The 14,498-nt window shown below is 57.9% G+C and carries 15 protein-coding genes; 4 read left to right on the forward strand and 11 right to left on the reverse strand.

Annotated elements, in window-relative coordinates:
• Positions 1-4: 4 nt before the first annotated feature.
• The 4 genes from HPT27_RS13580 to HPT27_RS13595 all read left to right on the forward strand — a co-directional run bounded on the left by HPT27_RS13580 (position 5) and on the right by HPT27_RS13595 (position 3,475).
• Complete coding sequence (locus HPT27_RS13580) at positions 5-763, forward strand: crotonobetainyl-CoA--carnitine CoA-transferase (protein ID WP_172244400.1); 759 nt, start codon at positions 5-7, stop codon at positions 761-763.
• Between the two features lie 10 nt (positions 764-773).
• Entirely contained in the window at positions 774-1,553 is a 780-nt protein-coding gene (locus HPT27_RS13585; protein ID WP_172244403.1) for a phytanoyl-CoA dioxygenase family protein, read from the forward strand.
• Entirely contained in the window at positions 1,543-2,283 is a 741-nt protein-coding gene (locus HPT27_RS13590) for a class I SAM-dependent methyltransferase (protein WP_172244405.1), read from the forward strand. Before HPT27_RS13585 ends, HPT27_RS13590 begins: the two co-directional genes overlap by 11 nt.
• Before the next feature lie 85 nt (positions 2,284-2,368).
• Positions 2,369-3,475, forward strand: coding sequence for a class I SAM-dependent methyltransferase (locus HPT27_RS13595; protein WP_172244407.1), 1,107 nt, complete (start codon positions 2,369-2,371; stop codon positions 3,473-3,475).
• A 65-nt stretch (positions 3,476-3,540) separates the two neighbouring features.
• Here HPT27_RS13595 and flgL read toward each other — a convergent pair whose 3' ends face one another.
• The 11 genes from flgL to flgB form a co-directional block, all read right to left on the reverse strand.
• Complete coding sequence (flgL, locus tag HPT27_RS13600; RefSeq protein ID WP_172244409.1) at positions 3,541-4,788, reverse strand: flagellar hook-associated protein FlgL; 1,248 nt, start codon at positions 4,786-4,788, stop codon at positions 3,541-3,543.
• Between the two features lie 14 nt (positions 4,789-4,802).
• On the reverse strand, positions 4,803-6,797 hold the full coding sequence (gene flgK / locus HPT27_RS13605) for a flagellar hook-associated protein FlgK (protein ID WP_172244411.1): 1,995 nt from the start codon (positions 6,795-6,797) through the stop codon (positions 4,803-4,805).
• 83 nt (positions 6,798-6,880) lie between these two features.
• Positions 6,881-8,017, reverse strand: a complete 1,137-nt coding sequence (locus HPT27_RS13610) for a glucosaminidase domain-containing protein (protein ID WP_172244413.1) — start codon at positions 8,015-8,017, stop codon at positions 6,881-6,883.
• Positions 8,018-8,040: 23 nt separating this feature from the next.
• On the reverse strand, positions 8,041-9,150 hold the full coding sequence (locus HPT27_RS13615; RefSeq protein WP_235950877.1) for a flagellar basal body P-ring protein FlgI: 1,110 nt from the start codon (positions 9,148-9,150) through the stop codon (positions 8,041-8,043).
• A gap of 11 nt (positions 9,151-9,161) precedes the next feature.
• Positions 9,162-9,860, reverse strand: coding sequence for a flagellar basal body L-ring protein FlgH (gene flgH / locus HPT27_RS13620; protein ID WP_172244417.1), 699 nt, complete (start codon positions 9,858-9,860; stop codon positions 9,162-9,164).
• Positions 9,861-9,892: 32 nt separating this feature from the next.
• Complete coding sequence (gene flgG / locus HPT27_RS13625) at positions 9,893-10,681, reverse strand: flagellar basal-body rod protein FlgG (RefSeq protein ID WP_172244419.1); 789 nt, start codon at positions 10,679-10,681, stop codon at positions 9,893-9,895.
• 110 nt (positions 10,682-10,791) lie between these two features.
• Positions 10,792-11,529 carry a flagellar basal-body rod protein FlgF gene (flgF, locus tag HPT27_RS13630; RefSeq protein ID WP_172244421.1) on the reverse strand — a complete coding sequence of 246 codons (738 nt, stop codon included), beginning with the start codon at positions 11,527-11,529 and terminating at the stop codon, positions 10,792-10,794.
• A gap of 6 nt (positions 11,530-11,535) precedes the next feature.
• On the reverse strand, positions 11,536-12,831 hold the full coding sequence (gene flgE / locus HPT27_RS13635) for a flagellar hook protein FlgE (protein ID WP_172244423.1): 1,296 nt from the start codon (positions 12,829-12,831) through the stop codon (positions 11,536-11,538).
• Between the two features lie 45 nt (positions 12,832-12,876).
• Complete coding sequence (locus HPT27_RS13640; protein ID WP_172244425.1) at positions 12,877-13,554, reverse strand: flagellar hook assembly protein FlgD; 678 nt, start codon at positions 13,552-13,554, stop codon at positions 12,877-12,879.
• 72 nt (positions 13,555-13,626) lie between these two features.
• A complete protein-coding gene (flgC, locus tag HPT27_RS13645; protein WP_172245379.1) occupies positions 13,627-14,037 on the reverse strand; it encodes a flagellar basal body rod protein FlgC in 411 nt (136 codons plus the stop codon).
• On the reverse strand, positions 14,037-14,438 hold the full coding sequence (flgB, locus tag HPT27_RS13650; RefSeq protein ID WP_172244427.1) for a flagellar basal body rod protein FlgB: 402 nt from the start codon (positions 14,436-14,438) through the stop codon (positions 14,037-14,039). The genes flgC and flgB overlap by 1 nt, the downstream gene beginning before the upstream one ends.
• Between the last annotated feature and the right edge of the window lie 60 nt (positions 14,439-14,498).

The following is a 14,498-nucleotide window of genomic DNA, read 5'->3' on the forward strand; positions in this document are numbered from 1 at the left end:
CGTCATGACGACACCCCCCATTACTACCAAATCCTACTCACCTCAGCGCGAACAGGAACTTCGCGCTGAGTTGCTGGCCGCCTTTCGCAACACGCCGATTCCCGACAATGAACTCTTTGCCAATCTTGGCCTGTTCCTGTCTCGCTGGCAGCTCTGCCGAATTCTGTACATGGCCGATCTCTATCAGCTGATACTCAACACCCATGGCAATATCATGGAGTTCGGCTGCCGCTGGGGCCAGAACCTCGCACTGTTCTCTTCGCTGCGGGCCATCCACGAACCGTTCAATCTGTCGCGAAAAATCATTGGCTTTGACACCTTCAGCGGCTTCCCCAATGTCGACCACAAGGATGGCGCTGACCCGATAGCCCAGCCCGGCCATTACGCCACCAGTGCCGGCTATGAACAACAGCTCGACTTCATCATGAATTACCACGAGCAGATCAATCCGAATCCCCACGTTAAAAAATTTCAGCTGGTCAAAGGTGATGCGACCGTGGAGGCGGAAAAGTATTTCGCTGCCAATCCGCACACCATTGTCGCCCTCGCCTATTTCGATTTTGACCTGTACAAACCTACCCACCGCTGCCTGGAACTGGTTCGCGATCACATGACCAAGGGTTCCGTGCTGGCCTTCGATGAACTGAACATGGAAGAGTTTCCGGGCGAAACCGTGGCATTGAAAGAAGTGTTTGGTTTGTCGCGCTACCAGATCCGCCGACACCCAAACAGCCAGTTTCAGTCTTACATCATCATCGACTGAGCAGCCAACAGTGCTTGCCGAGCTGAACGCCCTCTCTCGCGACGGCTACGTCCTGGTACCGGCCGTTTTCCCGGCCGATACCGTGGCAGCGGTTCGCCTCGCCTTGGACGCTGCCTTGCTGCAATACGCCGACCTGCACCAACAGCTCGGCTACACCAATGCCGAACAAGGCGGCGCTCACCACGTGCTGGCGAAAGGCGGCGTATTCCTTGAGACCTTGTCGTTTCTCAGCCGGCTGGACTGGCTCACACACTATCTGCGCAGCAAACTTGTCATCAACTCCTATGGTGGTTTCGACAATCGCCGCGACCGCAAGCTTTATGTCCGCAACATCCATCGCGACATCCGTTTTTTTTCCACGGAACGGCCGTTGATGCTGAATTTGTTGGTCATGATCGATGACTTCACCATTCACAATGGTGCCACGCACCTGCTGCCGGGCTCGCACCGACAGGAACAGCAGCCGGATGACGCGCTGTTTTACGCCCGCGCCGAACGTGCGGTCGGCCGCTCCGGCGACCTGCTGGTGTTTGATTCCAGGCTTTGGCACGCGGCCGGCCACAATGAGACGGATGGCTCAAGGCGCGCCCTGACCATTACCTTGACCAGTCCGTTCTTCAAACCGCAATTTGATTATTGTCGCGCCCTTGGTGATAGCCAGTGCCAAGCCTGCAGCGACGAGGTAAAACAATTGCTGGGCTACTACGCCAGAATTCCGGCCACACTCAGCGAGTGGTATCAACCCGCCGACAAGCGCTTCTATCGTGGAGATCAAGATCATGTCACGTGATTACAATCGCGAGGCGAAAGACAGCGCAGAGCAAAAGTATGCCTATCAATTTGATTATGTGATGCGCCGCTACATGATGCGGACGCTGGCACCAGCCTGCGTCGCCGGCAATGCGCTTGAGATGGGCTGTTTTGAAGGCGAGATGACCAGCCTGTTGGCTGCGCAGTTCTCTGACCTGACCGTCATCGAAGCCGGCAGCGAACTGATTGCGCGCGCGCGGCAGCGGGTGCCGGCATCCGTGCGATTCATTCACTCGACCTTCGAACAGGCCAACCCGGCGACACCATTTCATAATATTTTTCTGGTGCATACGCTGGAACATCTGGATGACCCGGTCGCTGTGCTGAGCCGGGTTCGTCAGTGGCTGCATCCGGGTGGTCGTCTGCTGGTTGTTGTTCCCAATGCCGACGCAGCGTCTCGGCAAATTGCCGTCAAAATGGGCTTGATTAGCCACAACAACGCCGTCACGGCCGCCGAAGCGGAGCATGGCCATCGCATCACTTACAGCTTTGACACCCTGGAGCGCGATGTCAGGGCGGCCGGATTTCATGTTCATCAGCGTGGCGGCATTTTCTTCAAGCCCTTTGCCAACGCCCAATTTGATCGCTTGCTGCAAACCGACATCATCACACCCGCCTACCTCGAGGGCTGCTATCAGCTCGGCATGCAGTACCCGGAATTGTGCGCCAGCATCTATCTGGTTTGTAGCCATCCCGTTCCCCAGCAATAAAAACGGATGACCGAACGCCTGTGCGGTCTATCTGGCGTGCTTGTGCGCTGGCATGCAGGTGCACTGATGAATGGACAAGCTGGACATGACTGAACAACGCAAATCACGCACGCTCATCTTTCCCGCCGGGATGCCACGCGCACTGAGTTACCTGGCGCAAGCGCGGGCGGAAAATCAGGATGTCATCGGGGCGTCATCGCTCGGCTATGATCCCGCCCAAAAGCAGTACCCAGCCTGGATCCATTTGCCCTACATCACAGCAGAGAACTTCGATAGCGCGCTGCGGCAAGCACTGATCGAGCATGGCATCACTGCGATTTACACCCCCAACCCGGTGGTCTGGAACTACCTGCAGCAAAAGCTGGCGCAGCTGGCTCCCACTGTCCAGCTCGTCAATGGCTCGCCGGTCGACAGCGAGCTGGCACCGTACCGCAGTGCCCTGACGCTGGCTCAGCAACTCGGTGACGACACCTTGGCACTGGCAAGCTGCGACACGCCAAAGCCAGCCGGCTCAATACTGGAATTGGCGGCGCTGTTTCGCCACGCTGAAACCATTCCCGGGATGTGTGACCACGATAAAATTCGTGCGCTCTGCGCCATTGCTCGACAAACCCCTGACGGTGACATCATCGAGATTGGCAGCTGGTGGGGAAAATCGGCCTTTGTCCTGTTGCAACTGGCAACGATATACCGCATCGGTAAACTGCTGTGTATAGACCCGTGGTCGAACGAGCATCTGGTTCAACACGATGAAAAAGGACTGGTGGATAGTATTGCCATCAGCGCTGATGAAGCGTTCACCGTCTTTCGGCTCAATTTGCTGCCGTACGGCAAGGGCGCAGTCAATTACCTCAGGATGCCATCGGTTCAAGCAGCTGCGATCTATCGTGAACAACGGGAACTTTCCAGTGCGGAATTCGGCAGTAGTCGCTATGAAGGCAAAATTTCGCTATTGCACATCGATGGCAACCACAGCCTGAGCAGCGTACAAGCCGACTTGTCGGCATGGGTCGGCCATGTCTGCGTCGGCGGCTGGATCATTATTGATGATTATGTTTGGCCCTACGGCGACGGCCCGAAGCGCGCAGCCGATCACCTGCTGTTGCAAAACCGGCAGTGCATCGAACTGGCATTTGTGATGGGTAGCGCACTGTTTATCCGATTGAACCAGCGCATTGAAAGCAACAGCTAAAGATTCAACCTGCCCGGATCACCTCAGGCTCACCGGGTGCTATCCGATACCAAGCACAGACACTCTCAAAGAAAGCGGAACAGCGACAAGCCCTGTATCCGGGCAAAACTGCTTTGCGCGGCCTCAAGTGAGGTCTGCTGCTGGGTAAACAGGCTGATCGCCTCGACCACGTTCAAGTCCTGCAGCGAGGACAGCGTGGTTTTGGCGTTCACTTTGCCGGCTTCATTGGCCGACAGTTCGGAATCGATGACGTTCAAACGCGTGCCGAGCTCGGCGCGAACGCGGCTGATATTTTCCAGACCGCGGTCGAGCGATTCCAGCGAATAGTCCAACGCCATTTGCAGGCGGGCGCGGTCGGCATCGTTCGAGCTGCCAAGGCGCATGGCGTCGATGGCATCCTGCACCGTGGTGAAGATGTCCTTCGACGCGCTGTTCTGTACGGTAAAGGTATCACCGGCAATCGGCGTCCCGGTGAAACTGGTCGTGATGCCATTGAAGGTAATCGCTGCGTCTTCCACATAGGCCGGCGCTGCGGTAATCGAATTGGCGGGCAACGGTGGAATCAGCTGGCCATCGACCGAGCCAAAGACGTTGTAGGCCAACTCGCCCAGCGCATTGGTAACCATTGTGATGGTATAGGTTTGCGGCGCGGCGGCATCAAACGCCACTCGGTTGCTGACACTGCCCGGATCAATGGCGGCATTGCCGGTATTGAGTGCACCACCGAAGGTGGCGAAATCGCCGTTGCCTTCCTTGATGTTCTGGAACACGTCGAAACCGGAGTGGGTTACGCCAACGGCGACATCATTGTTGACGAAAATTTCGCGCTGGCCATTGTCTCCGGCGTATTGATAGTTGCCAGCAGCATTGCGGGTAAAGGGTTTGACATCGGTGCGAAAGCCGGCAAACAGGTATTCGCCTTCCGAGTTCTGGCTGTTGGCGATACCAACCAACTCTTCCAGCCGCTCCTGCGCCTCGTTGGCCAGCGCATTGCGCTCCAGGCTGTCATAGGCTCCGTTGCCGGCCAGCAGGATCAGTTCGCGTACGCGGCCGAGCGCCGTGGTGACGCTATCAAGCGTGGTATCGGATTGCTCGTTATAGCCCTTGGCAGTGTTGGCGTTGATTTTGTAGCGCTCAAGCGACGCCAGTTCGCCCTTGAAGGTTTCAATCAGCGTTGAGGCCACCGGATCATCGGACGGCGTCAGCACCCGCTTCTGGGTCGACAGCTGCAGCTGGGTTTTGGCAATGGCCGCCTGTTGATCCAGAATCGAATCCACACCGCGTTGAAAAAATCCGGGGGTCGAAATACGCATGGTCGCTTTCCTGATTAACGCACAGACTGGAACAAGGTATCGAACAAGGACCGCGCCACCGAAATCACTTGCGCCGACGCTTCATAGGATTGCTGGAAGCGCAGCAAATTGGCCGCCTCCTCGTCCAGATTGACACCGGACAGTGAATCGCGCCGGGCCTTGGTCTGCTCCACCAGCGACTTGGTCGATGCGGCATTGACCTCGGCCTCGGAGGTCCGGGTGCCCACTTCTGCAATCAAGCGGCCATAGGCCTGCGAATAATTCGAGCGTCCGTTATCAAGCGTTGCGATATTCTGCAGTGCCGCCATCAATTGACTGTTGCGGTTGTCGCCGATGCCGCCAGTATTGTAATCGGTAAAAAACTGATCACCGGTACGCGGCGCACCCGCCAACACCACTTCATAACCATAGGCATTGACCGGTGGTCCGGCAGTTGCCAACAGATTATTGTCCTGATTGGGCACGAAGGTGGCGCCGGCAACCAGTACCGCATTGGTCGTGTTGTCAATGACGTCGTAAGTGGTTGCCGAGGTAAAATTAATCCGCAGCGGCGGCGTGATGGCAAATGGCGTGGCGAACACGGCGGTGCTGGTATCCGTGACCTGCACCGACTTGACCAAACCGCTACCGGTATTGCTCAACGACGTACTGGTGCTGACCGGCAGCGCGGCGGCGACGCCCCGAACATCGTCAATGACCCGATCAAACTCGCCAGCGGCACCACGGGTCGGTGCCAGAATGAAACTGTCGCCATTATTGGCGTTGGCCGCGATATTCAACGAAATGCCGTCGCCAATATTGACCGTAGCGGGTGGTGCCGGCGCCGCAAAACTGCTGACGACGGTGTTGTCGGACAGACGGGTAACCGTGTAAGTGCCGGCATTCATGGTCAGCAAATAATTGCTGTCGGTCATGGTGTTCGGGTCAACGATATCGACCGAAAAACTGCCGGGCCCGGCGTAACCGGTCGGCGTCAATACACGCCGGGTAGCGATGGCAGGATCATTGAAATCGGTAAAGAACAAACCACCCAGCTGATTGTTGAGATCCATGCCGAGCGCATGCTGATCATTCATGGTTTCAGACAAACCAATGGCAACACGGCCGAGGGTGTTGATGGCTGGCTCCAGCAGTTCGCGGCGGAACTGGAACAATCCACCCAGCTTGCCACCGCTGATTTGACTGGTGATATCAATCTGGGCGCTGCCGCTCGACGGTTGCAGGAACACGCCATACTGACGCGGGTCGGTCACGCTCGGCTGCGCCACCACCGTGTTGTACACCACGCCGATCACCAACGCCTGACCATTACCGAGAAAGACACTGGTGCTGCCATCAGCTTGATCGATCGTCGTGACATTGGTCAGCGTCGCCAGCTCGTCGAGCAGGCGATCACGCTGATCACGCATGTCATTCGGTTGTCCGGCAATGCCGCCACCGGCCGATACCGCGCCGGTGATCGCGTTGTTGAGCTGGGCAATATCGCGGGCAATGGCCGAGATGTGATCAGCTGTGGCAACAATACCGTCGTTCAGCGTGTCGCGTTGCTTCGACAACGTTGAATCCAGCGACTGGAATCGACCGGCCAGCATCTGCGCCTGACTCAGCAGCACCTGCCGGGCCGGAATCGATGAGGGGTTGTCGCTGACACCCTGCAACGAAGCAAAAAACGCCTGCAGCTGCTGGTTCAATCCGGTATCGGCATCTGCGACCAGATTGTCCAGCCGCTGCGCTTCCTGCAGATAGGCTTCGTACCCTGCCGAACCGTTGCTGTTGGTACGTAGCTCATTGATCAGCGTCTGACTGAAAATACGCTCGACATTGCTGAGCTCGACACCGGAACCAAAATACTGGCTGCCGAGAAACTGCGGTAACGAGGCAATGTAATCGGTGCGCTGCCGGTTATAGCCGGCGGTGTTGACGTTGGCGATATTGTGCGAGGTCGTGGAAATGCCGAGCTGCGAGCCAATCAGCCCGGAAACGCCCACATTGAGAATATCGATTGCCATGCTCGGGTACTCCGCCTCGGGTTATCGGCCGGGGCGGACACGACTTGAGCCCAACCTTGCCGTTCCGCCACTGCCTGAACGAATCAGAGCAATTCGCGTGCCTTGGCGACCAGGTCGCGCAAAGAATCGCTGTTGAACAGCTGTATCAGCTTGTTGGCGTAGTTCGGGTCGGTGGCATAACCACCTTGCTGCAGTCCTTTGGCGTACGCAGCCGGATCACCGGCCTGCTCGACTGCGGCGGCATAACGCGGCGACGACTTGATGAAATCCGCGTAATCGGCGAACGCTTCCGCAACCGAGTCATAGGCCCGGAAACTGGCGCGCTGACGCGCGGGCACCGCGCTGTTGCCGGGACCGTATTCGAGCGTGTTCGCGGTCACCGTTTTGCCGGTCCAGCGACTATCGGCCTTGATGCCAAAATACTGGTGGCTGGAAGCCGCAGTCATCGGTATCGACTGATTTGGTTGTGAATAGCCGTTTGGCTGTGAATGGCCGGCTGGATGTGCAGAAGCGCTTGACTGGCCAATTGCTGCCTGCGCCGGCGGCAAAACTTTTCCGCTGACATTATCCGCTGCAGTCGGCAATTTGCTGCCCCAGCCGGTTTCCAGCGCCGCCTGTGCCAGCAACATCAGCGGACTCACACCCAATTTCTCGGCCGCTTGCTCGGCATGCGGCAACACCGTTTTGACAAACTCGGCCGGGGTCGCCGGTGGTGGATTTTGTGCGGCTTGCAGCGGCGGGCGCGCTGGCAACGGCAGGGGCACACTGTGCGCGGCTTTGACGGCGCCTTGCACGCTATGCGGGCGCAGGCTGCGCTCTGGCAGGTGACTGGCAGCAGGCAAGGTTTCCGGCGCGGCTTGCGGTGCAGCTGAACCAGACTTGCTGATGGCCGTCTGGCTCAACTGTTGCACCATGCGTTCCGCCAAACCCAGTGATTGATTGTTGGCCAGCGACAAGGCCAGCTGCTCATCGTGCATCTGCTGATAGACCTCGTCATTGCCACCGCCAAAGAAGTCGTCATCCTCGAACACTTCATTGGCGGCACGCATGGCTTTCAGCAGCTGTTGCAAGAAAACCGATTCGAATTGCTTGGCAGCAGCTTTCAGCGCCGCCTGTTCGTCATGCTGAGCCAGATTGCGCAGCTTGTTGAGCGCACGCAGATCGTGATAGCTGCCGGCATCCGGTAGGGTCGCAGAGGTCAGCGGTAATTGCTCGGCCATGATCGGTATCCGTCAGCGCCGACTTAAATGACAACCAGCTCGGCCTGCAAGGCACCAGCCTGTTTCAATGCCTCCAGAATCGCCATCAGATCGCCTGGCGCGGCACCGACAGCATTGACCGCCCGGACAATCTGCTCCAGCGTCACGCCTGCCGGAAACAGGAACATCCGCGAGTCATCCTGATTGACCGCAACATTGCTTTGCGGCGTAGTCACAGTATTGCCCTGTGCCAGCGCATTGGGTTGACTGACGTTCTGCTGCTCAGTAATCGTCACGACCAGATTGCCATGAGCAACCGCGGCTTTCTTCACTCTGACATGATTGCCAATGACGATGGTGCCGGTGCGTGAATTGATCACGACTCTGGCAGCCGGCTCGCCCGGCTCCAGGGTCAGATTTTCCAGCACCGACATGAACGTTACCCGCTGTGACGGATCGCGCGGCGCACCAACTTCAATCGTGCCGGCATCGACCGCCTGTGCAACCAGAGGCCCAAGCAGCAGATTGATTTGCTCGGCCACTCGCTTGGCAGTGGTGAAATCCGGCTCGTGCAAATTCAGCATCACCGAATCGCCGAGCGCAAAACCGTTGGGCGAAATCCGCTCGACCGTCGCGCCATTGGGAATCCGACCAGATGTCGGCACATTGATAGTAATTTTGGAGCCGTCGTTGCCCTGGGCGCCAAAACCGCCGACCACCAGATTGCCCTGGGCAATGGCATAAATCTCACCATCCACACCGCGCAGTGGCGCCATCAACAAGGCGCCGCCGCGCAGCGATTTGGCTTCACCGAGACTGGAAACGGTAACGTCGATCGGTTGACCGGGTTTGGCATACGGCGGCAGCTCAGCTTGAATCGCCACCGCGGCGACATTCTTGAATTTCGGCGTCTGCCCGTCCGGCAGGACAATGCCAAACCGGCTCAGCATGGATTTGAACGCCTGCGCTGTGTATGGCGTTTGCTCACCGGTGCCGTCGAGCCCCACGACCAGACCGTAGCCGACCAGCGGGTTGCTGCGAATGCCACCGATGCCGGCGATATCTTTCAAGCGCTCGGCCTGTGCCGAGGCGCTGATCGCCAGCAATCCGGCAATCAGCGCCGCATGAAAACATTTAGCTGCAGTGTGGTTCATCATCATGCTCCTCAGAACGGCCACCATTCGGTACTGAAGAACCGTGCCAACCAGCCACGACTGTTCGCTTCGGCCATTTGCCCTGTGCCACTGTAGGCAATGCGGGCATTGGCCACCCGGGTCGATTGCACACTGTTGTCCGGCGCAACATCCTGTGGCCGGACAATGCCGGTAATGCGGACAAATTCCTGACCCTGATTGATGTTGACCCACTTGTCGCCACGAATGACCAGATTGCCATTCGGCAACACCTGACTGACCATGACAGTAACGGTGCCGGTCAGGGCATTGCTTTGCTTGCTGTCACTTTCGGCCTTGAAATCGCGGCTGGCACCGAGGTCAGTTTCCAGACCAAATTTTCCGCCATCGATTTGCGGATTGGTGCGGCCGAAAATCAGCGGCGGATCGATCTCGGTGGAATCGTTTTTCTTGATCTTGGTGTCCGCTTTTTTCTGGGCCTGGGTATTTTCAACCAGTCGGATGGTCAGCAAATCCCCGACCCGACTGGCGCGGCGATCTTCAAACAGGAAATTGGCGGTACCCGGGTTGTACAAGGCGCCGGGCTGCGCCGCCGACGGCTCCGGCATGGCCGGCAGAATCGGCGCAAATTCCGGGTCATCCGGCTGCGGTCCAGGCAATGCTGCGCAACCGGCTAACAACGACACCAGCGACAGCAACGTCAGCAGCGGCGAAAACAGGCGGGCGTTCATGTCAGCGTACCTTCATTCATCAAATTGACGGATCAGAGCGTCTGACTGACGTATTGCAACATCTGGTCCACCGTCGAGATGACTTTGGCATTCATCTCATAGGCGCGCTGGGTTTCGATCATGTTGACCAGCTCTTCCACCGTGTTGACGTTGGAGCTTTCCAGCGAGCCACCGCGGATCGTGCCGATACCGGTCAGACCCGGTGTGCCCACCACCGGCGCGCCACTGGCCAGCGTTTCGACAAACAGGTTATCGCCCATCGGCTGCAAGCCGGCCGGATTGATGAAATCGGCCAGTGTGATATTGCCGATGACCGTTGGTGCCGCCTGCCCTTGCAGCGTCACTGACACGGTGCCGTCCAGACCGACCGTAAAACTTTGCGCATCAGTCGGGACCGCAATGGCCGGGTTCAGCAAATAGCCTTCGCCGGTGGTAACGATTTCACCGTTCTGGTTGAGCTGGAAATTGCCGGCACGGGTATAGGCCGTGCTGCCGTCTGGCATTTGAATTTGGAAAAATCCACGCCCTTGAATGGACATGTCCAGGGCATTTTCAGTGACCTGTGTTGTGCCCTGAGTGAACTGTTTGGGGTTGGCCACGGTTTTGACACCGGTGCCCAGCATCAAGCCGGTCGGCAGCGTCGAATTCTGGGTCGTCGCGGCACCGGGCTGACGAATGTTCTGATACAGCAGGTCTTCGAACACCGCGCGATTTTTCTTGAAACCCACCGTGCTGGCGTTGGCCAGGTTGTGCGAGATGACGCTCAGATCCGTTTGCTGGGCATCAAGGCCGGTCTTGCTGATCCAAAGGGCGGGATGCATAGCAGTTTCCTCATATTACCGAAGCCGCAAGCCAGTTTGGCGATTGGGCGTGGCTGACCATTCACGTCGGGATCAACAGACCCGGCACGCAAAAATACCTGTACAACACCTTACATCTGCACCAGCCGTTCCAATGACGAATCATTGTCTTCACTGATGCGCATCATCTTGACGTTCACTTCAAACTGGCGTGCGAGCGTGATCATGTCGACCATTTCTTCAACGGCATTGACGTTGCTCGACTCCAGCACGCCCTGAACGATCTGCACATTGGCATCCGGCGCTGCCGGTGCCCCGCTTTCCTGCCGAAACAAACCGTCTTCGCCCTTGCGCATGCTGGCCAGATCCGGGTTGACCAGACGTAACCGATCCAGCACCACGACCGCACTGGCAGGTGCGCCTTGCGGACGGATACTCAGCGTGCCGTCACTGCCGATGTCCAGCTTTTCATTGGCCGGAATCTGCACCGGACCGCCGTTCCCGAGCACCAGTCGGCCACCGGAGGTTTCCAGCAAACCGGCGGCATTGATGCGCAGTTCGCCAGCACGGGTATAGGCTTCGCCACCTTTGGCATCCTGCACGGCGAGAAAACCGTTGCCCTTGATGGCGATATCAAAATCATTGCCGGTGGTGATCAAACTGCCGTGATTGAAATCCGTGCCCGGACGCTCGGTCATGACAAACGCCCGGCTCGGCATACCGTTACCAAAAATCGGCATGGCCCGCGCTTGCGCCAGATCAGCTTTGAAACCGGTCACGCTAGCGTGTGCCAGGTTATTGGCGGACTTGGCTTGCGCCAAGGTCGTTTCCTTGGCGCCGGTCATTGCGATATAGAGCAAGCGATCCATCAGCGGTTACCGGATTTGGATGATGGTTTGGGTAATGGCGTTGTTGGTTTCGATCGAACGGGCATTGGCCTGGAAGTTGCGCTGCGCCGTGATCAAGTCAACCAGCTCACGGGTCAAATCAACGTTCGAGTTTTCCAGCGCGCCAGAGCGGACAAAACCAAAACTCGCGGTACCGGCTTCACCGGCCAGTGCTGCGCCGGAATCCAGCGTCTCGGCCCAGTTGGTGTTGCCGAGTTGCTGCAAGCCCTGCGAATTCGGGAATCGCGCCAAGGCAATCTTGCCGAGCGCGATGGCCTGACCGTTGGAGAAATTCGCGCGGACCACACCGTCGTCAGCGATATCGATGCCGGTCAAACGTCCAACACCAAAGCCGTTCTGGCTCAGCGTGCTGACAATAAAGCCAGAGGCAAATTGGGTAGGATTGTTGTTGCCGAAATCCAGCGTCAATGTCTGCGCCGGATCGGCGCCGTTGGTAAAGCCAAGTGCGGCGGTGGTGAACTCGCCGGGCGGTATCGTCGCCGGCACCGAGCTTTGCAACACCCCGGTATTGTCGAAGGTCAGTCGGCCAAACAACTGGCCACCGGCACCGGCAGTACCGCCGGTGATATCAACCGGATTGCCGTCGACGTAGTAATAAGTCGCCCAGGAATTTGGCACCGCCGCATCCTTGACGAAATAGAAGGTTCCAATATGGGTCTGACCCAGCGAGTCGAAGAACGAAATCGATGTCGACGAGCTGTACGTTGTCGGCTGGGTCGGGTCAAACAGCGCGACGTTCAGGTTGCTCGCCGATGCCGACAGGTTCGCACCGATTTCAATTTCCGTTGTATTGGCCGGTGTCCCTGCCGTTTGCGGCAACTGGATCGGCACCGTACTGGAAAGCGACGTAGAGGTGACCGTGCCATTCGGGTTAACCGGAAACGCCTGCAGCACCTGGCCGGTGGCATTGACGACGTTACCCACGTCATCGACACCGAAAGCGCCGGCCCGGGTATAGACACGCTCTACGCTGCCAACATTGGGTGCCAGGACAAAAAAGCCTTCGCCACTGACCGCCAGATCCAGGGTGTTCTGGGTGAAGTTCAGATTGCCCTGATTGAACTGCTGCGCCACCGCCGTCAGCAGCACGCCGGCGCCGATTGAAGTGCGGACGCTGCCGAACGGCGACAGCGCATAGATGTCAGCAAACTCGGCGCGCGACTCTTTGAAGCCGGTCGTGTTGACGTTGGCAATGTTGTTCGAGGTAACGGCCAGATCCGATTGCGCGGCATTGAGACCACTGAGTGCGGTATTGAATGACATGGACTGCTCTCCTCTAGACCGTAAACGTGTGCTGAGCGCGTCGGCTCAACCACCGATTTCTTTCACATCCGACAGCGGCACCGAACCCAGCCCGGCCAGATTCAGCACAATGCCGCCGGTGCTGCTGCTCATGTTGACGCTGGTAACCAAGGCCCGGGTCTGGACGGCCAGTTGCTCTGTGCGGTTGCCGACACTGGCAAACACCGACACTTTGTATTTGCCGGCCGGCAAACGATTGCCGCTGGCATCCTGACCGTTCCACCACAGATCAATCTTGCCGGCCGCCTTCGGCCCCATCTCTTCGCTGTAGACCAGCTGACCGTTTTCATCCGTCACCTGCATCTGCACGCGATAGGCATTGGCACTCAGATTGGTGGTGCCACTCATGCCGCCGTCGCTGAACAGATATGCCGTGTCATTCGGCACCAGCACTGTCCGACCCACCATCGACGAGGCTTGCAGCGCCTGATTGGAAGTCAGCGAGCTGGCCAGATCATTGACACTGGTCAGCAGCTGCTGCTGGCTGTCGAGGCTGGAAAACTGCGCCATTTGCGCAATGAATTCGGTGTTTTCCAGCGGTTTGAACGGATCCTGGTATTGCAGCTGCGTGGTCAACAGCGCCAGAAAATCTTCCTGGCCCAACTGCTTTTTGTCGTTCTCGGTTGACTGGGTACGTGTCAGGCCAAGGCCGGAATAAATATCTGTTGCGCTGCTGACCGTCATGGCTGACGCTCCTGAAATGAATGACACTTCACTTCAAACTTCGACCAAGCGGCTTTCATTTGCCGCTGCTGCTTACTGACCGAGTTGCAAAGTACGGGCCAGCATCTGCTTGGCGGTGTTGGCGACCTGAACATTGGTCTGATAAGCCCGCGACGCCGAGATCATGTCGGCCATCTCTTCCACCAGATTCACGTTTGGTTGAAAGATGTAGCCGTCGGCATTGGCCAGCGGATGATCGGGTTGATACAGCGGCCGCACCGGCGCACTGCTCTCGACAATGCCCTTGACCTGAACACCGGCGACGCCGTCGGCATTCAAGGCCTGCTGAATGGCGGAAAACACCGGATGCCGCGCTTTGTAGGTCTGGTTGATGCTGCTGGAAATGCTGTCAGCGTTGGCCAGATTGGAAGCCGTGGTATTGAGCCGAACCGACTGCGCCGACATCGCGCTGCCGGCAATATCCATCACATTGTTCAGATCCATCATTCACCTCGAATCGCGGTTAACAGCGTCCGAATCTTGCCGTTCAGGAAGGTCAAACTGGTTTGATACTGGATGGCGTTTTGGGCGAACGCCGCCTGCTCGACGTTGGCATCGACGGTGTTGCCATCGCCGGTATCCGGTTGCATCGGCACCCGGTATTGCTGTTCGGTGCTCAGGTAACGGCTGTTGCCGCTGAAATGCCGTTCATCGGTGCGCGTCAAGCCCGGCGACGTCGCCCCGTGCATGGCGTTCTGCAGCGCCTGGCGGAAGTCGATGTCACGCGCCTTGTAGCCGGGCGTGTCGGCATTGGCGATATTGTTGGCGAGCGTGGCTGAGCGTTTGGATTGCACATCCAGCGCTTGCTCGTGTATGCCAAAGGCCTGATTGAAGTTGATGCTCATGGCGCTCGCCTCACCTGCCGCCGTTTCACTCAGGCATGCAGTCGCAACTTCCATGCCAGA

The sequence above is a fragment of the Permianibacter fluminis genome (assembly GCF_013179735.1).
In the GTDB taxonomy this organism is placed as follows: domain Bacteria; phylum Pseudomonadota; class Gammaproteobacteria; order Enterobacterales; family Permianibacteraceae; genus Permianibacter; species Permianibacter fluminis.